Here is a 21447-nt window from a genome sequence, read left to right as displayed (position 1 = left end):
GCGGATTCTCAAGGCGCCTCTTCCTCCATGGCGCCGGCCGTCTCCGGCGTGTCGGCTCCGGTGATCTCTGCCGTGTCCGCCGGGTCCATGATCTGTCCGTCCTCGCCGATCCGCATCTGTCCCTCGCCGCCAAGGTCCGGCAGCTCCGGCAGGTCATCCAGGCTGGTCAGATGGAAGGCCCGGAGAAACTGTTTGGTGGTCCGGTACAGGCGGGGCCTTCCGGGTACCTGCAGGCGGCCGCACTCCTCGATGAGCTTCCGGTCCAGCAGCAGGCCGATGGTATAGGCGCTGTCCACACCCCGGATCTGATCCACATAGGCCCGGGTGGTGGGCTGGTAGTAGGCGATGATGGTCAGCACCTCCAGCGCCGGCTGGCTGAGCTTGGCGGGCTTGCGGATCTCAAAGGCTTTTCGGATCACATCCGCGTAGTCCGGCGCGGAACACAGCTGCCAGGTATCCTCCATGCGCAGCAGCCGGATGCCCCGGCGCTCGTAGGCATAGTAGTCCATCAGCTTCTGGAGCACCTGCTCCACCGTGGGGCGGTCCATCTCCAGGGCCACGCAGATCCGGTCGGTCTGCACCGGCTCCCCAGAGGCAAACAGGATACCCTCCACTGCCGATTCGATCTCTTTCATCTCCATCTTGGAACGGTCCTCTCTCACAGTTTCAGATCCTGGGGCAACTCCCGCTCCTGCCGGACAGTGCAGTCCGTCTCACTCCCTGCCAGATGCAGGATGTGGGCCCGGCACAGCTCCAGCACCGCCAGAAAGGTGGCCACCACCTCGCTGCGGCTGCGGCTGCCCCGAAACAGCAGCAGAAACCGAGTGACGCCGTGAGTCCTTAGCCGGCTCAGAATCTCCCGGGCCTTGCTCTCCACGGGATAGGGCTCGTGCTGGACGATGCTCTGGAAGGCGGAGCGGGGCGGCGGCAGGGACCGCTCCGCCCGGCCCTGGATCTCGGCCATGGCCAAGACCAGGTCCGCCGGTGTCTGGTCGTACTCGTAGATCTTTCCCCGCTTCACCGGCTCCGGCGGACGGGTGAGGATATTCCGTCCGAATTCTCCCATGGGCTCCAGCCGGGCGGCCATGGACTTCACCTTGGCGTAGTTCTCGTTGCGCTTCCGCTCCTCCAGAGAGGCGATCAGGGCATCCATCTCGCTCTGGGCCTCCTCATCTTCAATGGAGAGAAGCATCCGGGTCTTGATGTACACCAGTTGGGAGGCCATGGTGACGAACTCGCTGGCCACCTCCAGATCCATCTCCTGCCGCCGGGCCAGCCACGCCATGTACTGGTCGCAGATCAGGGAGATGGAGATGTCCTGGATCTCCATTTTGTTCTTGCCCAGCAGATATAGAATCAGGTCCAGAGGGCCCTCAAAGTCCTGCATCTCTTCCTCGGATTTGCTGCGGACCACCTTTTCCAGCTTGAATACGGGGTTTTGCAAACCGTTCACCTCAACCAAAAATCAGGGACAACAGGGCACTGTAAATGCCCAGGATGCCCCGGGAGATCAAACTGCTGCCGATGCCCACAAAGGACAACACCAACAGCACGACAATGCCGTACCGCTCATACCGCATCAGCGTGATGTACTGCCGGTCCGGCAGAAACGCCGCCAGCACCTTGGACCCATCCAGCGGCGGGATGGGAATCAAATTGAACAACCCCAGACCGATGGACAGAGGCGCCAGCGTGTACAGGCAGAAGCTGAACACCACGTCCATCGCCGCAGAATAAGGGGCGTAAAGGTAAATCACCTTACTGATAAGCATTGCCAAAACCGCCAGCACAAAGTTGGAGACGGGTCCCGCCAGGGCGGTCAATGCCATGCCCTGCTTGGGCTTTCGGAAGTACCGGGGGTCCACCGGCACCGGCTTGGCCCAGCCGAATCCTGCCACGAACATCATCAGCAGGCCGATCCAGTCGATGTGCCGCAGAGGATTCAGACTCAGGCGGTGCATGGATTTGGCCGTGGGGTCCCCAAGAGCCAGGGCCGCCAGACCGTGGCAAGTCTCGTGGACTGTCAGGCAGAGAAAAATCGCGGCCACCCGCAACACCGCGTCCAGCAGTGAAGTCAGGTCCAGCGCGGAAAGCAATCCCTGTAAATAGTGCAGCATATTCGTCTCCCTGTGATGATAACCCAAAAGATAGGAGTATTATACCAGTTTTCCCCCCGCAATACAAGGAAAATCACCGGAATTCAAAGGGCTTTCAGGCGGAAACAAGCGGAGCGGGTGCTTTCGCACCCGCTCCTGATTCAGCTGGCTTAATAATCAGCCCTTCACCATGGAGGCGATCTCCTCAGCGAAGTTCTCCTGCTTCTTCTCGATGCCCTCGCCCTTCTCAAAGCGGATGGCGTCCTTGAAGGTCACCTTTCCGCCTGCGGCCTTGGCGGCGGAGGCGATATACTGCTCCACGCTCATGGAGTTGTCCTTCACGAACTCCTGCTGCAGCAGGCAGTTCTCGGAGTAGAACTTGTTCAGCTTGCCCATGACGATCTTCTCCCGCACGGCCTCGGGCTTGGAGGCCATCTTGGGATCGTTCTCCATCTGGACCATCATGATCTTCTTCTCCTCGTCCAGGACGTCCTGGCCCACCTGAGACTTGTCCCAGAAGCGGGGGTTCAGAGCGGCAATCTGCATGGCCACGTCCTTGCCGATCTCCTCCACCTTCTCAGCGGGCAGGTCGGACTCCAGGTTCACCAGCACACCGATCTTGCCGCCGGCGTGCACATAGGGCACGGAGACGTTCTCGGCGAAGCGGGCGAAGCGGCGGACCTTGATGTTCTCGCCGATCACCAGCACCATCTCCTGCTGCTGCTGGGTGACGGTCAGGTCGGTGCCGACGTACTTGCACTCCATCAGCGCGTCCAGGTCGGCGGGAGCCTCCTTGGCCACAGTGGCGGCCACGCCCTTGACGAAGTCCACGAACTTCTCGTTCTTGCCCACGAAGTCGGTCTCGGCGTTGACCTCGACCACCACGCCCACGCCGTCGATGACGGCGGCATAGGCCATACCCTCGGCGGCAATGCGGCCGGCCTTCTTGGCGGAGGCGGCCATGCCCTTCTCGCGCAGCCACTCCACGGCCTTGTCCATATCGCCGTCGGAGGCGGTCAGCGCCTTCTTGCAATCCATCATGCCCACGCCGGTCATCTCGCGCAGGTTCTTTACATCAGCTGCGGTAAAAGCCATTTTGAATTCCTCCAAACAGTTTTGGTATATACGCGCAAATGCAGGCGCAGATTACTCAGCGTCGGCAGCAGCCTCTTCAGAGGCGGCCTCAGCGGTCTGCTCACCCTGCTTGCCCTCCAGCACGGCGTTGGCCATGATGGAGGAGATCAGCTTGATGGCGCGGATGGCGTCGTCGTTGCCGGGGATCACATAATCGATCTCATCGGGATCGCAGTTGGTATCGGCGATGGCCACCACGGGAATACCCAGCTTGTGGGCCTCGGCGATGGCGTTGCGCTCCTTGCGGGTGTCCACGATGAACAGGGCGCCGGGCAGCTTCTTCATTTCCTTCACGCCGCCCAGGTACTTCTCCAGCTTGGCGATCTCGCCCAGGTGCTTCATGACTTCCTTCTTGGGCAGCATGTCGAAGGTGCCGTCCTCCTGCATGGTCTTCAGCTGGTTCAGCCGGTCCACACGGGTGCGCATGGTCTTGAAGTTGGTCATCATGCCGCCCAGCCACCGGGCATTCACATAGAACTGGCCGCAACGGGTGGCCTCCTCGCGGATGGCCTCCTGCGCCTGCTTCTTGGTGCCCACGAACAGCAGGGACTGGCCGCTCTCAGACAGCTGACGGACGAAGCTGTATGCCTCCTCCAGCTTGCGGACGGTCTTCTGCAGGTCCACGATATAGATGCCGTTGCGCTCCGTGTAGATATAGGGAGCCATCTTGGGGTTCCAACGGCGGGTCTGGTGACCGAAGTGGACGCCCGCCTCCAGCAGGGCCTTCATGGATACGACGCTAGAATTTGCCATAGTTGTGTGTTCCTCCAATTTCAATTTAGTTGGTCCTCCGGCGGTTTCATCCCCCCTGCCAACCCGGCCGTTTTGGGCCCCGGGCACAGACAGAAAGTCGACGCACCGTGCGGAATGCTGAAATATAGTATCACAATCCAGTGTGCAATGCAAGTATTTTTTCCCAAAAGCCGTGTAAAATTCCCGGTTTTGTCCGAATTTGTCCGAGTTCCCCAGCAGCCCCCCATTTGTTGTTGCGCCGCGCCTGTCTGTCTGCTATAATGACCAAAATCCCATTTTCAGTTTATATAAAAACGCGGCAGATCAGAAAGGAGCACATGGATGGACACTGAAAAGCAGAAATCATCTCCGGGTGGAACGGTTCCCGGTGAAAAGGTTCCGCCGGTCCTGATGGCGGAGGATGTGGCGGCACTGGAGGAACTGTGCGGAGACGTCTCCGGCTACTTTTACAAAATGCTGGACTACCTAGACCAGCGGGTCCGGGACGGTGTGCGTCAGGGAGAGTTCACGGAGGAGCAGGCCCGGGGCGATCTGGATCTTGCCCTGTGGTACGCCTATGCCTGCAACAACATCGACGACTATGACTACTATTATAAAGCTGCCCAGTGGATGCCCGCCTCGGAACCGGCGGCGGAGGCGGCCGGGAGCGGGATCTGGTACTATCGCTACGCCTGCGCCCTGATGTACTGCGGCCGCTTGGAGGAGGCCCGGCATTATGCGGAGACCGGCGTGTCCCTGGACCCGGAGTATCCCTGGGGCTGGCTGGAGACCGCCAAGCTCCGGGCTCACTTCGGCGATGCGTCCGGTGCTCTGGAGGCGGTGGACCGGGGGCTGGCTCTGGTGCCTGGGGACTACGAGTTCACCACCCTCCGTCGGGAGATCCAGGAGGGCCGGACTCTGGAGGAGATGGAGTTCCACTGGATCGATCCGGAGTGCGACGCGGTTCTGCAGGCCGGCGGAGACGAAAACGAGGCGGAAAAGCGGCTGTCCATCGCCGGGATCTGCTGCGATCCGGAGAACCTCGCCGCCATCAAGACCGCCCTCTCCCCCACGGAGTGGGAGGCGGACGCCCCCTACTGCACTTTCCGGCTGCCCTATCAGAACGGCAGCCTGCTGGGGCGTTTCTTCATGAACGAGGCGGCGCTGTCCAAGTTTCCCCTCTCCTGGGTCCGTGAGTTTGTGCGCCGGCTGCCGGAGCTGGACCGCCGGGGCCGAACCTTCCTGGCCGCCCAGGCGGGGCTGGGAACGGAGGGACTATCCCTGGAATGGTTCGCGGTCCATCCGGACCGGACGATGCGCCTGTGTTACATCCGGGGGCAGGACCAGCAGATGGTCCTGTTCGACAGGGATTTCTCCCTTTGCAGCGAGGACCGGCAGCCCGCCCTGACCCGGCCGGAGGGCGGCGCCTTCCTGGCCTTTGTCCTACTGGAAGCGCCTGCCTGGGACCCGGACCAGTTCCGCCGGGATCTGCGGGATCTGTACGGCATCCCCTGCCTCACAGAGGCGGAGGAATCTGAAGACGGCGGCAGCACCCTGACCTTTGAGGTCAGTGGAATGCTGGCGGCGGTCTGCCTATACCCATTCCCTGTGCCCCACGGCGAGGCGGAGGAAAACGCCGCCCACAACTACCTGTGGCCGGAGGCAGCGGAATCTGCTGCCCGCCACCGGGGCCAGCTGTTGGTGACCGTCCTGCCCCGGGAGGAATCCGTCCGAGAGGCGGCCATACTCCAGGTGAAGCTGGTGTGTGCCGCCTGCCGCCAGCGCGGAACGCTGGGTGTCTACGCCAACGGCACCGTGTACCAGCCGGAGTTCTATCTTAACGCGTCTCAACCCATGGAGGACGGGGAGCTGCCCCTGCTGGATCTGGTGTGGATGGGCCTCTACCGCCGGGAAGAGGGCCTGTGCGGCTACACTGACGGCCTTGCGGCCTTCGGCAAGGAGGAGATAGAGGTTCTGGACACCCAGGCTGCCCCGGGTGACCTGCACAGCTTCCTGTTGGATCTGGCCAGCTATGTATTGGAGGAGGATGTCACCTTCCACGACGGGGAGACCATCGGCTTTACCGAGGGGCAGTATCTGTCCATCTCCCGCAGCGCCGGTGTCTGGCACGACGGCATGACGCTGAAGATCCCCTATCCGGAGGAGCCGTGACCGCTCCGCCGGCATACGCAAATGCCCCCGCGGTGAAAGCCGCGGGGGCATTTGTCAGCAACGCTTGCGCCGCTTCCGCTCCAGGCGGGGATCCCGCCGCTGAAAGGGCTTGTCGATGAGGATGATGTCGTCTCCGATCCGCTGGATGCACTCCCAGGGGATGTAGAACTCCTCCCCCCTGCCGAACAGGCCGAAAAAGCGGCCCGGGCCGTAGACGATGATGGCTACCACCTGCCCCTCCGGCACCCGCACGTCCAGGTCCGACACGTAGCCCAGGCGGCAGCCGTCGCAGACGTTGATGACCTCCTTGCACCGGAAATCCCGGATCCTGCACTGCACCGCGCTCACCCCCTGCCTTGAGACTATGCAGTGGACGGAATGTCCCAACACTGTTTTGTGCAGACGGGCAGAAAGCGACAAAAGCTTCCAGTATAGGAAAAAAGCCCTCCGGCCATACTGAACTCATGAAGTTTCAGGGTTTGAGGGGGCACAGCCATGCAGGGCAAGGTGGAGATCGCGGGCGTCAACACGGCAAAGCTGAAGGTGTTGAAAAACGAGGAGACCATGGAACTCCTGCGCCGTACCAAGGCCGGGGACCAGGAGGCCCGCCGGGAACTGATCGAGGGAAATCTGCGGCTGGTGCTCTCCGTCATCCAGCGCTTCGCCGGCCGGGGCGAGAACGCCGACGACCTGTTTCAGGTGGGCTGCGTGGGGCTCATCAAGGCCATCGATAACTTTGACATCAATCAGCCGGTGCGGTTTTCCACCTACGGCGTGCCCATGATCATCGGCGAGATCCGCCGATATCTCCGGGACAACAGCGCCATCCGGGTGTCCCGCTCCATGCGGGACACGGCCTATAAAGTCCTGCAGGTCCGGGACAAGTACCTGGCGGAAAACCAGCGGGAGCCCACGGTGGAACAGATCGCCCAGGAGCTGGGCATCCCCCGGGAGGAAGTGGTCTTCGCCATGGACGCCATCGTGGATCCCGTGTCGCTGTACGAGCCGGTATACTCCGACGGCGGCGACGCCATCTGCGTCATGGACCAGGTCAGCGACACCCGGAACACCGACGAGGCCTGGACGGACCGCATCGCCCTGAAAGAGGCCATGAAGCGGCTGGATGACCGGGAGCGGCGCATCCTCTCCCTGCGGTTCTACGAGGGAAAGACCCAGATGGAGGTCAGCGCGGAGGTCGGCATCTCCCAGGCTCAGGTGAGCCGGCTGGAGAAGGGCGCCATCAACACCATCAAAAAAAATATATGAGCAGGCGGGGCCGGGAAACCGGCCCCGCTGTCTTTACGTCTCAGAGGCTTCTGTTGTCTCCGTCGGTGAGAGCCCGTTAAAGAAGCTCCCGCCATCCGACAAAGTGAATGTCTTGGACAGGCCCGCGGCGCTCTGGCCGCCCTCTCCTCCGCCGGGGCCGCGGCCGCCTGCGGGAGATTCCCTACCGTCAGGCTCCATTTCCCCATCCGGGCGCTCAGGGGGATCGTCCGGAACTTCACTGCCAGCGTTCTCCGGCACCTCGCCCTCCGGCGCCTGCCAGGGATCCAAGTCCGCGGGAGGCGCCTCACCGCCCATGTGCCGACCGCCGCCGGGGCTGCCCACGCCGTCGGACATGGTGCCGGCCAGTTGGGTGTCTCCCTGCCACAGGGTGTAGTCCCCTGCCGTCAGGTCCGGGGAGGACACCACCAGACAGGTGAAGTCGTTTGCCGGCGTCCAGGTGCCCACAGTCTCCCCGTCGGCGTTTTGCAGGGTATAGGTCTGGCCGCCGTTCTGCCGGGATGCAAAGGAGAGCACCACATAGTTCTGGGCCCCGCCGTCGATTTGGTCATACATATTGCCGGAGGCCGCTACTGTGCCGCCGTTGATGGTGATGCCCATGGTGGCGTCGATACCCGCGTCCCCGCTGTCGGAGCAGGCCGCGGCGGTGACAGCGCCGCCGTTGATTACCAGCCAGCCGTTGGAGTCGATGCCGTCGCCTTCGCCGGTCTCGCCGGTGACCTGAATGTTCACGGAACCGCCGTTGACAGTGGTGACGGATACATTGTCCTCATTGGTGTTGATGCCGTCATTGCCGGAGGTGATGTTGATGGTGCCGCCGTTGATGGTGAGGTGCAGCTCCGTGTCCAGCCCCTCATTGTCGGCGGTGATGTTCAGCACACCAGTGCCGGCCTCACCCCCGTCCACATTCATGGACATCTTGGAGTAAAATGCGCCGTCGTATTTGTGGAGCTTCTCGCTGTCCTCCACGGTCATTCCGTCCTCGCTGAGCACCACGCTGTCCGGGTCGTAGATCCGGGCCACATAGGAGCCGGTGACGTTGTTGATAGTACCGTCAGCAATCAGCACGTTGGCACCGGCGGCGGAGGTGTCCACGGTCTCCGAGGCGGTGTCCTCGTCTGTGCTGCCGCACTCATAGACGTTATAGAAAATCACCGCCGGGGCCACAGTGCAGGTGATGTCCACGCCGTTCAGGATCAGCGTCACCACTGCCGCCGGGTCGTCCTCCGCGTCCTCCCCCAGGTCCACAGCGATCTGCCCTGCGGACAGGATGCCGCTGAGGGCGTAGGTGCCGGGTTGTGTGATGTGGACCACCGTGTGGGCCTCCGCCTCTTCGGCGGTATGCTCGTCGGCCTCCGTGCCCTCGCCGTAGGTGAAGTCGCGGCCGGATTCATAGCAGACAATGTCATGGGCCGTGTGGACGGCGGCTGACTCGTCTGTGGAGACCGCCTTCCCGTCCACAATAATGCCGTCATCCGAGAGGACGATGGAAACAGCGTCCGGAAATTCCTGCGCGGCCGTCTCGCGGCCCTGCGCGCCGCAGCCAGAAAGCGCGGCCGCAGCCATCGCCAGCCCCAGCAAGAGAGAAGCAATTCGTTTCATTGCAGCAAATCCTTTCCGTCAAGATGGAGGCAGTCTATCATGGATTTCTGAATTTCCGCTGAAAAAGGAGGAAAAAAATTGACCTTTTCACAAGTTCGGAGTAAGCTGAAAGCAAGTCATCAAAAACGAGGAGACCGCACACATGGACTACAAAAAGCTCAGAGACACCCGGAACAGCTCCAACCCCTTCGCCCAGCGGCTGGGGATCTTTGTGGAGGAGATCGGCCCCGGCTACGCCCGGGCGGTAAAGGACATCACGGCGGAGGACGCCAACCCTGTGGGGGTTGCCCACGGGGGCTGCTACTTCTCCCTGGCAGACACGGCCTGCGGCTCCGCCATGGCCTCCCACGGATATTATGCCGTGACGGTGAACGCCTCCTACAACTTTCTCCGCAGCGCCAAGCTGGGGGACCATCTGGTGGCAGAGGCCCGGGAGACCAAGCCCGGCCGAACTCTCTGCTTTTACGAGGTGGAGATCCGGGATCAGGCGGGGACGCTGCTGGGGAACGGGTCCTTCACCTTCTACAAGCTGGACCGGGAGATCCCGCTGTGAGAAGCGCATACAAAAAGACCGCCCTTCGGCGGTCTTTTTGTATGCTTATTTCTTGAAGCTGTCCTTCAAGCTCACAGATCGGTTGAACACCAGATGGCCGGGCTTGGAGTCCTTGCTGTCCAGGCAGAAGTAGCCCAGGCGCATGAACTGGAAGCTGGCGGGAGCTGCGGCATCCGCCAGGGAAGGCTCCACCTTGCAGCCGGTGAGGACCTCCAGGGAGTTGGGGTTCAGGCACTCCAGGAAGTTCTTGTCGGCCGCGTCCGGGTCCGCGTCGGTGAACAGGTTGTCGTACAGCCGCACCTCCGCGTCGATGGCGGTGGCGGCATCCACCCAATGGATGGTGGCACCCCTCACCTTCCGGCCGTCAGCGGGGTCGCCGCCCCGGCTCTCCGGGTCGTACTCCGCCAGCACCTCGGTGACGCTGCCGTTCTCGTCCTTCACGCAGCCGGTGCAGCGGATGAGATAGGCCCCTTTCAGGCGGCACTCCGGTCCATTGGGGTAGAGCCGCTTGTACTTGGGCACCGGGGTCTCCAGGAAATCGTCGGACTCGATCCAGAGGTTGCGGGAGAAGGCGATCTCCCGGGTGCCGGCGGCGGGGTCCAGGGGGTTGTTCTCCACGGTAACAGTCTCACTTTTCCCCTCCGGATAGTTGGTGATGGTCAGCCTGATGGGCCGGATCACCGCCATGGTCCGCTGGGCGGTCTCGTTCAGGTCCTCCCGCAGGCAGTGCTCCAGGAAGCCGTATTCCACCACGTTGGCAGACTTTGCCACACCGATGCGCTCACAGAAGTTCCGGATAGACCGGGGCGTATAGCCCCGGCGGCGCAGGCCGCAGAGCGTGGGCATCCGGGGATCGTCCCAGCCGGAGACCCTCCCCTCCTCCACCAGCTTGCGGAGCTTGCGCTTGGAGAGCACCGTGTGGTCGATGCCCAGGCGGGCGAACTCGATCTGCCGGGGATGGCTGGGCAGGTCACAGTGCTCTACCACCCAGTTGTATAGGGGGCGGTGGTTTTCAAACTCCAGGGAGCAGAGGGAGTGGGTGATGCCCTCCAGCGCGTCCTGAATGGGGTGGGCGAAGTCGTACATGGGATAGATGCACCACTTGTTCCCCTGTCGGTGATGGGGCAGGTAGTTGATCCGGTAGAGCACCGGGTCCCGCATATTGAAGTTGCCGCTGGCCAGGTCGATCTTGGCCCGCAGGGTGTACTTGCCCTCCGGGAACTCGCCGTTCTTCATCCGCTCGAACAGGTCCAGGCTCTCCTCGATGGGCCGGTCCCGCCAGGGGGAGCGGGCCGGAGTGGTGGTATCTCCCCGGTACTCCTTGAACTGCTCCGGCGTCAGCTCGCAGACATAAGCCAGGCCCTTCTTGATGAGGCCCACCGCCTGACGATAATCCTCGTCAAAGTAATCCGAGCCGTAGAAGAACCGGTCGCCCCAGTCAAAGCCCAGCCAGTGAATGTCCTGCTGAATGGCGTCTACGAATTCCTCGTCCTCCTTGGTGGGGTTCGTGTCATCCATCCGCAGGTTGCACAGGCCGCCGAACTTCTCCGCCGTGCCGAAGTCGATGGTCAGCGCCTTGCAGTGCCCGATGTGCAGGTAGCCGTTGGGCTCCGGCGGGAACCGGGTGTGGACGGTCATCCCCTCGAACTGGCCGCCGGGGCCGATGTCCTCCTCGATGAAAGCGTGGATAAAGTTCCGGCTCTCCGGCGCCTCGTCCTGCGTCAGCTTGATCTCCTCTGCCATGCGCTGTCATTCCTCCCTCTCGCGCAGTGTATCGTTGGTATGCGTACACGTTAGGATATTTATTATACAAAATCTGACGGGGAAATGCAATACGTTGTTTTAGACGGCCATTGGCGGCATGGGGACAGCAAAAACTTGTCTGTATGCGGGAATATGTCAAAAGCGATCACATATTCACAAAACGGAGATTGACCTGTCCTCAATGCCCAAAAGCGGGATGCGCCGGCACCGTATCATTAAGATAAACCTGCCGCTGGCAGCGCCTTTGGCGAACCGGCAGGACAGTTGCGTTCTTCCGCCGGATCTGGTACGATACGAAAAAAAGGCCGGCGTCTCCGGCGGAAAGAGAGCGTCTGTATGGAACCGGGATTCATCGATCTGACGGCGGAAAACATCGCCGATCAGCACCTGTGCTGCATCATCCGCAGCAAAAAGCCCCACCCCGGCGTGGAGGCTAAACGCCGATGGCTGGTGGACCGCCTGCCGGAGGGGCACGTCTTCCGGAAACTGGATGTCAAGGAAAAGGTCTTTATCGAGTACGCCCCTTTGGAGACCGCCTGGGTCCCTGTAGAGGGGGACAACTATCTGTACCTCTACTGCCTCTGGGTGGCCGGTGCATACAAGGGCAAGGGGTACGGCCGGGCGCTGATGGAGCACTGCCTGGCGGACGCCCGGGACCGGGGAAAATCCGGCATCTGCATGCTGGGGGCGGAAAAACAGAAGGCCTGGCTCTCCGACCAGTCCTTCGCCCGGAAGTACGGCTTTGAGACGGTGGATGAAACGGGCTATGGCTACACCCTGCTGGCCCGATCCTTCGACGGTACCCTCCCCCGCTTTACGGACCAAGCCAGGGCGGGGACCATCGGTGAAAAGGCGCTGACGGTCTATTACAGTGACCAGTGCCCCTATGTGGCCAACAGCCTGGAGATCATCCGGCAGGTGTGTGGAGAGGCCGGGGCTCCGTATTCTCTGGTGCCTGTGGACACATTGGAGAAGGCCAAGGCCCTTCCCTGCGTGTTCAACAACTACGCCGTGTTTTACGGCGGTGCCTTCCAGACGGTGAACCTGCTGGACGCCGCTTCTCTACGGCGGCTGCTGAAGCGGTAAAGCTGCCCTTTTCCGCCGCCGCAACCGATTGTTGCCGGATAGTTGGTGGTCAAAGGAGTTGAATTCTGGTAGCATAAAGTCTGAAAGGAGGTGTGTCCATGACCACGCTGGGTCAGCGGATCAGGGAACACCGCCGGCGGGCAGGCTTGTCCCAGGAGGCTCTGGCCCGCCGGATGGATGTCAGCCGCCAGGCGGTTACCAAATGGGAGTCCGGCCAGAGCGCCCCCAGCACGGAGAACCTCTTCCGCCTGGCGGAGCTCTTCGGCACCACGGTGGACCTGCTGCTCCCATCAGAGGGGGCGGACGCTCCGGCGGCAGAGGCACCTCCACCCCTGTGGTCCCGGAGCCGCCGGCGTCCCCGGGTCCTGGCGGCTCTGGCGGTGACTGCGGGGTATCTTGTCTTTTACCTGCTGGGCCGCATCCTCTGGTGCCCCCTGGAGGACAGCTCCCTGCTGGGCTGGCTGCTGTGGGAGCGGCCCAGCGGCGGGGAGAGCTATCTCTACGGCTGGCTCCTCAGCAGCGGTCTCTTCTGGTGGGCCATGGCCCTCTCCGCCCTGACGGCGCTGCTGGGGCGGTACCGGCTCTCCTGCACCACCTGCGCCTATTTTCTCATCGGATTTTTGATGGGGCTGGTTCTGGGGCCCCACCCGGCGGGAGCGGCCATGGGACACGGGCACTACGGCTGGGCCTTCTGGGGATGCATCTATCTGCTGTCCCTCCCCATGGGGCTGCTGGCGGAACGGACGGGACGGAAGGGCGTGACGTTCGCTTCCCGCCGGGGACGGCTGCTGGCGGCGGGACTGGTCCTGTGCCCGCTCCTGTCCGCCGTTCTGGCGGCGTTGGCAAAAGCGCCCTGAAATTTGTAAAAAGAGTCCGGAGAGAATGCACACCCTGCATCCTCTCCGGACTCCTTTTTACGGCCGGACTGCACGCTATTCCAGCAACCAGTCCTCCACCACATCCCGCGCCGCGACGGGCGTCACGCTCCCCCGCATCAGCTTGGACAGCAGCGACAGGATCCCAGACTGCGAGGCGGTGATCCCTGGGATCTCCGTCCGCTCCCCGCCGCTCTCCACGCGGATGCCGTAGCACTCCCAGAGGGCGTCCCACTCCTCCACCAGCAGAAAGTAGTCCACCGGTACGCCGCGGCACGGCCTTCTTCCTACCAGGAAGGCCCGCACCTCGATTTCCTCCTTCTGTCTGTTGTCACACACGAACAAAAAAATTGTAGCACTGCCGTTTGGGGGAATGCTGTCGAACCCTGTCGATGGCCCGGCTTCCTCCCGCTTTTTACTGAGTTTTCACCATTCGGGAAAGGAACTCCTCCCGGCTGTATAACAGGTTCAACGCCTCTAACATGCCGTTGGGCGTCAGGTGCTCCGGCAGATCCAGCTGCTTCAGCAGCGCCCGGCGCTTCGCGGCGCTGTCGGTTCCGCCGGTGAGGCCCAGGGCGAACAGATCCGCCTTGGTGATAGGGTCTCCCGGACACTCCGCCGCCCCCTCGTCGGCGAAGGTGGCGCCCGCCCGGCGCAGGGCCTCCAGCAGCACGGCGGGCCTCATACCCTCCACGCCCAGCTTGCCCTCTTTGCCGGGGGTCCGCTTGCGGCGCTCCTTGCCTGGGATGTCCGGGATATATGCCTGCTTCACCCGATCCCGTGGGAGAGCACCCTTCAGATAGTTCCGGATGACGAACCCTGCCCCATCGCTGTCCGTCAGCACGATGAGCCCCCTCTGCTCCGCCAGGCGGCGGAGAAAGGCCAGCTTCTCCCGGTCGTTGAACACGGCGAAGCCGCCCAGTGTGATGATGGTAGCGTCCACCACCTGACTGAGGGCGTTTTTGTCGTAGCGGCCCTCTACCACAATGACCTCTCGGATCGCTTTCTTCATCGCCGCTGCGCCCCCAGACGCACCAGCAGCAGCTTCAGCTCGCCCACGGCGTCCACGCCCTTCTCGCTCTTCATCCGCCGGTCCAGCACCTGGCACATCTGCACCGCGTCGGCGCACCAGGCGGCCGTGGTCTTTTTGGCGGCGGAGAGCAGGAGTTTGGCCGGATAGTCGCTCTTCATCTCCCACAGCTCCATGAGCCAGTACTTGTCCTTGCCGCTGTCAATGGCCATCCGGGCGGTATAGATGCGCCGGAGCTGGCTGCCCAAAGCCGCCAGGATCATGATGGGCTCTGTCTGCATTTTCAGCAGATCCCCCAGGATGCGGGCCGCCCCGTCGTAATTCCCCTGGAGCACCGCGTCGGACAGGCGGAACACCTCCGCCGACAGCACCGGATCCGCCACAGCGTCGATGTCCTTCTGGGTGATGGCCCTGCCTTTGGCGTAGGCGCCGATCTTTGCGATCTCCGGCACCAGCCCCGTCATCAGACCGCCGCAGGTGAAGATCAGGTACTCCGCCGTCTGACGGTCGATCTCCTTCCCCAGGGCCTTGAACCGCCGGGCGATCCACACCACCAGGTCGCTGTTGTCCGCCGGACGGAACTCCACCGCTTCCACGTGGTCGGTGACGGCCTTGTACAGCTTCTTCATGGTGCGGTTGGGCTTGTATTCCACCGTGTCGTAGAGGAACACCACGCAGCAGTAGGGCGGCACATCCTCCAAAAAGGCGATCAGCTTTTCCCGCTGCTCCTCGTTCAGCTTGAACAGGTCGAAGTCCGACACCACGATCAGCGTCCGCTCCGCCATCATGGGCATGGCCTCCGCCGTCTCTGCCAGGGTCTGGACCGTCAGGTCCTTCCCCTCCAGGGTGTGGTAGTTGAACTCCTCAAACCCGGCGGGGACCAGCTTCTTCCGCAGCTCTTTGAGATAGTACTCCCGGAGATACGTCTCCTCCCCGTAGAAGATGTAGGCGTTCCCCGCCGTTCCCGCGGCCAGGTCGTTTTTCAGTTTCTGAAAGGCCTCGTTGGCCTTGGATGTCTTTTTCGCGTATGCCATGGTGTCTCCTCAATTCACAGATAGATGGACGGTACCCTGCTTGTCCGTCCGGTAGATCTCCACGTCTGCCAGCACCAGGCGGCGGAGGGCGTCCTCCGTGGGGTGGCCGTAGCTGTTGTCCCCCACGCTGATGATGCCCGTCTCCGGCGTCAGGGCCTCCAGCAACTCCTTCGAGGTGGAGGATTTGGAGCCGTGGTGGCCTACTACCAGGGCCTCGATGTCGGGCAGATCATGGTCGGCGATCAGCTGCCGCTCCGCCGCCATGTTCCGGTCCCCGGTAATCAGCAGGTCGTAGTCGCCATAGGTGCACAGGACGGCCAGCCCCTGTTCGTTGTCGCCCTCCACGTCCCCCGGCGGGTAGATGGTGAGGCTGCTCTCCCCCAGGGTGTAAACCGTCTCCGCCTCCACGTATTGAATGTCCACGCCGTGGTTCCGGGCGGCCAGCTCCACCCGGAACCGCGCCCCTGCATCGTCGGACACGTCCGGCAGGAGCAGAGTGTCCACCCGCGCTCTTGCCAGCAGCTCCGCCACGCCGGAGATGTGATCGTAGTCGTAGTGGGTCAGAATCAGATAGTCCAGCGTCCCACAGCCCATGGTGGCCAGGTGATCCGCCGCGATGCCGCCGGCGTCGTACCAGCTGTTGCGGCTGCCGCAGTCCACCAGGGCAAATTTCCCGCCGGAGGTCAGCAGCACGCTCTCCCCCTGCCCCACGTCCAGCACATAGGCGTCCAGGCCGCCCCGGGTGTAGTGGGGCGCGCCCAGCCGCACCGTCACCGCCAGGGATACCGCCGCCAGCACACCGGCCACGGCATACTTCCGCCGGGCCTTGGGCCGCAGGAAAAAGGCCGCGGCGAAGAGGACATACAGAAATACCAGCCAGTATTTCAGATACGGGTTGGTGAAGTACAGGGCGTGGTGGGGGACAGACGCCAGAACCCCGGATATCCAGAGGATATACCGGGTCAGCAAAGCCGGCACGAAGCCGATCACCGTCCCCAGAGGCACCCAGAGGAAGCTCGCCAGGACTGCCCCAAGCCCCAGCGTGAACACAAGGCTGGAGGCTGTCAGGCACAGCAGGTTGCTTACCGGAGAGATCAGTACCAGCGACCCGAAGTAGACAGCGCACAAGGGCACCGTGAATGCCATGGCCCCCACGGTGGCCGACAGGCTGGAAACCAGCAGTCGGCAGACCTTCCCACTCGGTCTCTCCCCCAACAGCAGGTCCTGGAGCTTCGGCGTCAGCCAGAGAAGCCCCGCCATGGCTCCGAAGGACAGCTGCAGACTGATGGAGGCCGCCGCAAAGGGGTTCGCCAGCAGGATCAAAAACAGGGCGGCGGACAGCGTGGTGGGCGGGTCGCTGTCCCGCTGAAACAGGGGTGCCGCCAGCACGAACACCACCATGATGCAGGCCCGGACCACCGAGGGACTGGCCCCGGTCAACAGCGTATAGAACATCAGGACGGGCAGCGCCAGCGCCGCCGCCAGACGGTGCCGGTGCCGTCCTGTGAGCAGCAGAATCAGCGTCATCAGAAAGCCGCAGTGCAACCCGGACACGGCCAGGATGTGGCTGAGTCCCGCCTCCGACAGGTCGGACCGGGCTTCTTCCGACAATCCGGACGTGTCCCCGGTGAGGATGGCGCTGAGGAACGCGGCCTCATCTCCGTCAAACAGCGCCGTCACCCGGTTCTGCATGGCCCGGGCCGCATGGGCGGGCCACCACCGTGGCGAGCCGGCGGATCCCTCACCGTAGACGGCCTCGTCTCCCCGCTGGTAGGCCAGCAGGAACACTCCCTGAGCGGTGAAGTTGGTAATGGTATCCTCCCGAAGCCGGGCGGAATCCTGAAATTTCACCTGTGCCGCCACCGTCTGGCCCGGCTCCAGGTCCAGCAGGTCCGCCCCGCCGTAGCAGACCACCTTGCCCAGGGGAACCCCCTCCAGCTTCACTGTCACCTTGGCGCCGTAGTCCGTGGGGACGGCGTACTCCAAAAGAGTCATGGAAGCGGTGCCCTCGCTGCCGGACAGGGCCGCAAGAGGCGCCCGTACAGCATAGCTGTACAGCCAGTTCCACCCCAGGGCCAGGGCCAGCCCCGTGCCCACCAGCAACACCCGCTTCCGCCAAAGTCCCGGCAGCAGCAAGGCGAGGCAGGCCGCGGCAAAGAAAACTGCCGCCACGGGCAGAAGAAGCCTCTCCGGCAGCAGATACTGGGCCAGACAGATCCCCAGAGCGAAGGACACGGTGAACGCGGCCAGCTTGCGCATGGTCTCTCCTCTTTTCCATCCTGCCAAACAGCTCGTCCAGCGGCTGCCCAGAACAGCGGGCAGGCTGCAAAAGAGCCGCAATTTTGCTCTCTCCGCCGGATCCATGCATAGGCCGCCGGGATTCACGGCACCTGCTCCGTTGCCCCGTGTCAGCCCTTTGGCCGGACGCGCTTTCTCCCAATGATTCTGCTTTCCCGCCTCGCCCCAGCCGATCACAGCTGTTTGGAAAAATGGGGAAAGAGAAACCATTTGGGTACATTATACCGGGAACCGGCGGGAAATACCAGCCCTTTTTCCATAAATCATGTTCCCTGCTCTTGACGGCTCTCTCCGCCCGGCGTAAGATAGCAGTAATCAGTGGAAATTCTTCCACCAAAAAAGAGAGGAGCGTTGACCATGAAACGCATTCTGACCATACTGGCCGCGACCTTGTTGCTGACTGCGGCAATGGCCGGGACCGCCTCCGCCTCTTCCTACGACTCCGTTGCGGAGGAATTGTCCGCCATCGGCGTGTTCCGGGGCACCGCCGGCGGCTTTGAGCTGGACCGCGCCCCTACCCGTTCCGAGGCCGCCATCATGCTGGTGCGGCTCTACGGCGCCGAGGACGAGGCCAAAGCCGCCTATGAGGCGGGAGAGATCTCCATGCCCTTCACCGACGTGAGCGAAACCGCGGCCCCCTCCGTCGCCTGGCTGTACAGCCAAGGCATCACCAACGGCACCTCCGCCACCACTTTCGGCGCATCCAGTCCGTGCGCGCAAAAATGTATTGCGCCTTCCTGCTGCGGGCACTAGGCTATGAGGACGGCGTGGACTTCCTGTACGCAGACACGCTGGACTTCGCCATGCTCCACGGCCTGTTCAACCTCTCCATGCTGGACGCCGCCCCCTTCCTGCGGGACGATCTGGCTGCCGTCACCTACCAGGCCCTGGGCGCTGATCTCAAGGACGGCAGCACCTATCTGCTGGCCAGCCTGGTGGAGAGCGGCGCCATTGACGCCGAGGCCGCCCGGCCCATTACCGAGAAAATCGAGGCCTACCGGGCCCTGACCGCCGCCAGCCAGGCCTCCTCCACCGGCATCGACGCGGACTATACCATGAATATGGGGATGGACATTGCCGTTGACGGCTCCGATGGGACCGAGACCATCCACGAAACCATGTCCGTGGCCGTCTCCGGAAACGGCCGCATCCAGATGATTCTGAAAGACCCGCTCCAGCTGGCCATTTCCATGAACATGAACATGGAATCCAACACGGCAGGCGCCGGCCCCGATGTGACCATGCAGGATCAAGTCTCTGTTCAGGAGTGGATGCAGGACGGCTGGGTCTATATCCAGGAGGAGATGGACGGAACCACAGACCGGTACAAATATCCGGTTGGCAACATGGACGGGTTCGCGGAGTTTTACCAGGAGATGCTGCAGATCAGCGGCCAGATGAACAGCATGATGCTGCCCATGATCGACTCCATCGACGTCTCCCGCACGGGCTCCCGCACCGTATACACCATGAAGATGGATGACAGCCTGAACAGCCTTCTGGAGGATCTGCTGACGGCCTTGCAGGAAGAGCTTGCCGCCATGGAGAGCCCGGTGGACCTCACCGCAGATCTGCAGAGCTGCACATACGTCTACACCGTCGGTTCCGACGGAGAGCTGGAGTCCTGCACCGCGGACTTCGACCTGGATCTGGTGCTGGGCCTGCCTGTCACGGAGACCGAAAATGCGCAGATTACTGCCAAGCTCCAGATGGATATGCAGATGGATGTCAACGCCACCGGCGATGATGTGCGCATCTCTTATCCCAGCTTCTCCAACTTTGAGGACCTGACCCCGGTCCTCTCCGGCGGTGAGCTGTAACCCCCCCCTTCTAATTCAGTAAGAGAGCGCCGCGAGCTTTGCTCGCGGCGCTCTCTTATGCTCCAACGGACGGCAAATCAGGAAATTGAAATCATTTTGCCTCAGCGGTACAGCCGCCCCTCTCGAAGGCCGCATCAGCCCGGAGGCCACGTCATATCTCTGCCGCTCAGTACGTGGAAGTGCAGATGAAACACGCTCTGCCCCGCCTGCATTCCCCACCTGGCCAAGCCCGGTGGGGGCCCCGGATAAAACTTGAGCGGGCAGGCAAAGCCCGCCCGCTCCAAGGTTTTGCTTCGCAAAACGCTTGCACGCGCTCTCGCGTGCGGCCCCGCCGGGGCCGTGGCTCCCAGGCATCAGCCCGGAGGCCACGTCATATCTCTGCCGCTCAGTACATGGAAGTGCAGATGAAACACGCTCTGTCCCGCCTGCTCGCCGATGTTGGAGACCACCCGGTAGCTGTCCAGCCCCTTTTCCTTTGTCAGCTTGGCAATGACCTCGAAGATATGAGCCACCACTGTGCTGTTGTCCGCGGTGATCTCAGACACAGAGCCGATGTGGGCCTTGGGTACCACCAGGAAGTGGGTGGGCGCCTGGGGATCAATGTCATTGAAGGCGTAGCACACGTCGTCCTCGTAGACCTTGCTGCTGGGGATCTCCCCGGCAACGATCTTGCAGAATAGGCAATCGGACATTTTCAAACCTCCTTTGATGTGATCGGTATAAACTGATGATAAACGGGATCGTAGCGATAGTCAACCCCCGCCAGCGTCTCCCGCAGGGACTGCTCGTCCGCATCCAGGGACGCGCACAGATCCTCCAGGTCCGCATACTGGTCCCGGAGGCGGGCGTTGAGGAAGCTCAGAAGAATGTAGGGGTCCTTGGGCAGCAGCATGGCAGCCCCCTTTCTCTGTAAAGGGAATTTGCTTGCGATATTCTGAAAGTAAATAATTTTACCGCACGGGTGTGTAGTTGACGGATGCTTCCTCCTCTGTGGTCTCCAGCTTGAAAATCACGGGGCGGAGCCCATCGTTGCAGGAGCAGATGGCCACGCCGGGCCTGCGGATCCAGTCGCCGTAATAGAACAGACCCTCTCCCGCCCCGTGGGCCAGGGCGAACACATACTGATAGATAGCCTTCCAGGCCTCGTCACAGAGGCCATCCGGCTTGGCGTAGTCGGCGTAGAACACCTGGCCTTCCCGCAGCATGGGGCAGGGGCCCAGCCCTTCAGCGCCGTATTCCGCCGCCAGCTCTTCATCCAGGGTGGTTTTCAAGACGGTGATCTTGACTTTTTTCATGGATCATCCTCCTGGTAAAGATCAAATGTGATAGGTGGAAATTCAAACAGGGGCTTTTCCTTCCTCTGCATCCCCCGCTTGGGCTTCTCCAACCCCAGTGTGTCATAATACGCGTCGGAGAAATTCAGGACCGACGGGTCAAAGCCCGTCTGGAGCTCCTTCACCCGCTGGAATGGGTCCCGGGACCGGATGTGGAATGTCTCCGCCAACAGGTCCAGGGACGCGTCCCGGCTCTTGAAGTCCTCCTCGCAGCCCGGCCAGGTGTTGGCATCGTTGTCCTCCAGAAGCTTCCGGAACCGGGTCGCGTCCAGCATGAAGATTTGCGCCAGAGGACTGGTACATTTGCAGTAGAGCAGATGGGAAAGGAACTCCCGGAAGTCCGCCCCCACCGGCAGCACAAAGGTACCCTCCTCTGCCATCTCCGGTTCCACGCAGTACACCGCCTCATCCCCCGGCAGGAGGACGAAGTGCGTCCCGCAACTGCCCCAGCCAATGATCTCGGCATTTTCCGGGGTACAGAAATACCGTACCGGGTCGGCGCCTGTCTCCGGTTCCAGCTCCAGCATGGAGAAGTCCAGAGGCAGGCCGAAAAACGTCTTGACGTCCTCTCGAGTTGACATAAAGTTCTCCCACTCCACTCTGCTCCCGCCAGGCCTTTGCCCGGCGAGGCCC

Annotated in this window: 24 protein-coding genes; 7 read left to right on the top strand and 17 right to left on the bottom strand. The window is 62.3% G+C overall.

Annotated features, from left to right (window positions below; all coding sequences use genetic code 11):
* Positions 1 to 8: 8 nt before the first annotated feature.
* The 5 genes from scpB to rpsB form a co-directional block, all read right to left on the bottom strand.
* Positions 9 to 662 carry an SMC-Scp complex subunit ScpB gene (gene scpB / locus OCV80_RS06975; RefSeq protein WP_021749874.1) on the bottom strand — a complete coding sequence of 218 codons (654 nt, stop codon included), beginning with the start codon at positions 660 to 662 and terminating at the stop codon, positions 9 to 11.
* Positions 659 to 1444 carry a segregation and condensation protein A gene (locus tag OCV80_RS06970; RefSeq protein ID WP_119311030.1) on the bottom strand — a complete coding sequence of 262 codons (786 nt, stop codon included), beginning with the start codon at positions 1442 to 1444 and terminating at the stop codon, positions 659 to 661. Before OCV80_RS06970 ends, scpB begins: the two co-directional genes overlap by 4 nt.
* A 10-nt stretch (positions 1445 to 1454) precedes the next feature.
* Positions 1455 to 2117, bottom strand: coding sequence for a site-2 protease family protein (locus OCV80_RS06965; RefSeq protein ID WP_025544547.1), 663 nt, complete (start codon positions 2115 to 2117; stop codon positions 1455 to 1457).
* Positions 2118 to 2273: 156 nt separating this feature from the next.
* Positions 2274 to 3191, bottom strand: coding sequence for a translation elongation factor Ts (gene tsf / locus OCV80_RS06960; RefSeq protein WP_021749870.1), 918 nt, complete (start codon positions 3189 to 3191; stop codon positions 2274 to 2276).
* A 51-nt stretch (positions 3192 to 3242) separates the two neighbouring features.
* On the bottom strand, positions 3243 to 3983 hold the full coding sequence (rpsB, locus tag OCV80_RS06955) for a 30S ribosomal protein S2 (RefSeq protein WP_036630655.1): 741 nt from the start codon (positions 3981 to 3983) through the stop codon (positions 3243 to 3245).
* A 321-nt stretch (positions 3984 to 4304) separates the two neighbouring features.
* Between rpsB and OCV80_RS06950 the strand changes: the two genes are divergently transcribed.
* Positions 4305 to 6134 (top strand): DUF4261 domain-containing protein, encoded by a 1830-nt coding sequence (locus OCV80_RS06950; RefSeq protein WP_267288313.1) that lies wholly within the window; start codon positions 4305 to 4307, stop codon positions 6132 to 6134.
* Positions 6135 to 6188: 54 nt separating this feature from the next.
* On the opposite strand, the gene OCV80_RS06945 is transcribed toward OCV80_RS06950, so the two are convergent.
* A complete protein-coding gene (locus OCV80_RS06945; RefSeq protein ID WP_025544543.1) occupies positions 6189 to 6473 on the bottom strand; it encodes a YlmC/YmxH family sporulation protein in 285 nt (94 codons plus the stop codon).
* A gap of 156 nt (positions 6474 to 6629) precedes the next feature.
* On the opposite strand from OCV80_RS06945, the gene sigG reads away from it, so the two are divergent.
* Positions 6630 to 7400, top strand: coding sequence for an RNA polymerase sporulation sigma factor SigG (gene sigG, locus OCV80_RS06940; protein WP_021749864.1), 771 nt, complete (start codon positions 6630 to 6632; stop codon positions 7398 to 7400).
* A 33-nt stretch (positions 7401 to 7433) separates the two neighbouring features.
* Here sigG and OCV80_RS06935 read toward each other — a convergent pair whose 3' ends face one another.
* On the bottom strand, positions 7434 to 9020 hold the full coding sequence (locus OCV80_RS06935) for a carbohydrate-binding domain-containing protein (RefSeq protein ID WP_267288312.1): 1587 nt from the start codon (positions 9018 to 9020) through the stop codon (positions 7434 to 7436).
* 142 nt (positions 9021 to 9162) lie between these two features.
* Between OCV80_RS06935 and OCV80_RS06930 the strand changes: the two genes are divergently transcribed.
* On the top strand, positions 9163 to 9573 hold the full coding sequence (locus OCV80_RS06930) for a PaaI family thioesterase (protein ID WP_021749861.1): 411 nt from the start codon (positions 9163 to 9165) through the stop codon (positions 9571 to 9573).
* Between the two features lie 45 nt (positions 9574 to 9618).
* On the opposite strand, the gene OCV80_RS06925 is transcribed toward OCV80_RS06930, so the two are convergent.
* Positions 9619 to 11316, bottom strand: coding sequence for a glutamine--tRNA ligase/YqeY domain fusion protein (locus tag OCV80_RS06925; RefSeq protein WP_021749860.1), 1698 nt, complete (start codon positions 11314 to 11316; stop codon positions 9619 to 9621).
* Positions 11317 to 11673: 357 nt separating this feature from the next.
* Between OCV80_RS06925 and OCV80_RS06920 the strand changes: the two genes are divergently transcribed.
* Both OCV80_RS06920 and OCV80_RS06915 read left to right on the top strand, forming a co-directional pair.
* Entirely contained in the window at positions 11674 to 12423 is a 750-nt protein-coding gene (locus OCV80_RS06920; RefSeq protein ID WP_267288311.1) for a GNAT family N-acetyltransferase, read from the top strand.
* Positions 12424 to 12521: 98 nt separating this feature from the next.
* Positions 12522 to 13280 carry a helix-turn-helix transcriptional regulator gene (locus tag OCV80_RS06915; RefSeq protein WP_256264801.1) on the top strand — a complete coding sequence of 253 codons (759 nt, stop codon included), beginning with the start codon at positions 12522 to 12524 and terminating at the stop codon, positions 13278 to 13280.
* Positions 13281 to 13355: 75 nt separating this feature from the next.
* On the opposite strand, the gene OCV80_RS06910 is transcribed toward OCV80_RS06915, so the two are convergent.
* The 4 genes from OCV80_RS06910 to OCV80_RS06895 all read right to left on the bottom strand — a co-directional run bounded on the left by OCV80_RS06910 (position 13356) and on the right by OCV80_RS06895 (position 17621).
* Positions 13356 to 13604 carry a DUF6514 family protein gene (locus OCV80_RS06910; RefSeq protein WP_051319917.1) on the bottom strand — a complete coding sequence of 83 codons (249 nt, stop codon included), beginning with the start codon at positions 13602 to 13604 and terminating at the stop codon, positions 13356 to 13358.
* A 109-nt stretch (positions 13605 to 13713) separates the two neighbouring features.
* Positions 13714 to 14310 (bottom strand): toprim domain-containing protein, encoded by a 597-nt coding sequence (locus OCV80_RS06905; protein ID WP_119311034.1) that lies wholly within the window; start codon positions 14308 to 14310, stop codon positions 13714 to 13716.
* The gene (gene holA / locus OCV80_RS06900; protein ID WP_021749854.1) at positions 14307 to 15362 is read right to left on the bottom strand and encodes a DNA polymerase III subunit delta; all 1056 of its coding nucleotides are present in this window, start codon (positions 15360 to 15362) and stop codon (positions 14307 to 14309) included. The genes OCV80_RS06905 and holA overlap by 4 nt, the downstream gene beginning before the upstream one ends.
* Before the next feature lie 9 nt (positions 15363 to 15371).
* Entirely contained in the window at positions 15372 to 17621 is a 2250-nt protein-coding gene (locus OCV80_RS06895) for a DNA internalization-related competence protein ComEC/Rec2 (protein ID WP_119311035.1), read from the bottom strand.
* 396 nt (positions 17622 to 18017) lie between these two features.
* On the opposite strand from OCV80_RS06895, the gene OCV80_RS06890 reads away from it, so the two are divergent.
* Both OCV80_RS06890 and OCV80_RS06885 read left to right on the top strand, forming a co-directional pair.
* On the top strand, positions 18018 to 18413 hold the full coding sequence (locus tag OCV80_RS06890; RefSeq protein ID WP_267288310.1) for an S-layer homology domain-containing protein: 396 nt from the start codon (positions 18018 to 18020) through the stop codon (positions 18411 to 18413).
* Positions 18371 to 19480 carry a hypothetical protein gene (locus tag OCV80_RS06885; RefSeq protein ID WP_267288309.1) on the top strand — a complete coding sequence of 370 codons (1110 nt, stop codon included), beginning with the start codon at positions 18371 to 18373 and terminating at the stop codon, positions 19478 to 19480. The genes OCV80_RS06890 and OCV80_RS06885 overlap by 43 nt, the downstream gene beginning before the upstream one ends.
* A 134-nt stretch (positions 19481 to 19614) precedes the next feature.
* Here OCV80_RS06885 and OCV80_RS06880 read toward each other — a convergent pair whose 3' ends face one another.
* From OCV80_RS06880 to OCV80_RS06860, 5 genes are all read right to left on the bottom strand, one after another.
* Positions 19615 to 19692 (bottom strand): HIT domain-containing protein, encoded by a 78-nt coding sequence (locus OCV80_RS06880; protein WP_084192840.1) that lies wholly within the window; start codon positions 19690 to 19692, stop codon positions 19615 to 19617.
* Positions 19693 to 19833: 141 nt separating this feature from the next.
* The gene (locus OCV80_RS06875; RefSeq protein WP_021749307.1) at positions 19834 to 20172 is read right to left on the bottom strand and encodes a histidine triad nucleotide-binding protein; all 339 of its coding nucleotides are present in this window, start codon (positions 20170 to 20172) and stop codon (positions 19834 to 19836) included.
* 2 nt (positions 20173 to 20174) lie between these two features.
* A complete protein-coding gene (locus OCV80_RS06870) occupies positions 20175 to 20372 on the bottom strand; it encodes a DUF4250 domain-containing protein (RefSeq protein WP_025544731.1) in 198 nt (65 codons plus the stop codon).
* A gap of 58 nt (positions 20373 to 20430) precedes the next feature.
* Entirely contained in the window at positions 20431 to 20775 is a 345-nt protein-coding gene (locus tag OCV80_RS06865) for a TIGR04076 family protein (protein ID WP_119311037.1), read from the bottom strand.
* Positions 20772 to 21395 carry a hypothetical protein gene (locus OCV80_RS06860; RefSeq protein ID WP_155979342.1) on the bottom strand — a complete coding sequence of 208 codons (624 nt, stop codon included), beginning with the start codon at positions 21393 to 21395 and terminating at the stop codon, positions 20772 to 20774. Before OCV80_RS06860 ends, OCV80_RS06865 begins: the two co-directional genes overlap by 4 nt.
* Positions 21396 to 21447: the final 52 nt, after the last annotated feature.

It is taken from the genome of Oscillibacter acetigenes (assembly GCF_025567605.1).
Lineage (GTDB): Bacteria > Bacillota > Clostridia > Oscillospirales > Oscillospiraceae > Oscillibacter > Oscillibacter welbionis.
The sequence above is the reverse complement of the archived record's forward strand: the minus strand, read 5'-3'. Positions and strand labels throughout refer to the sequence as shown.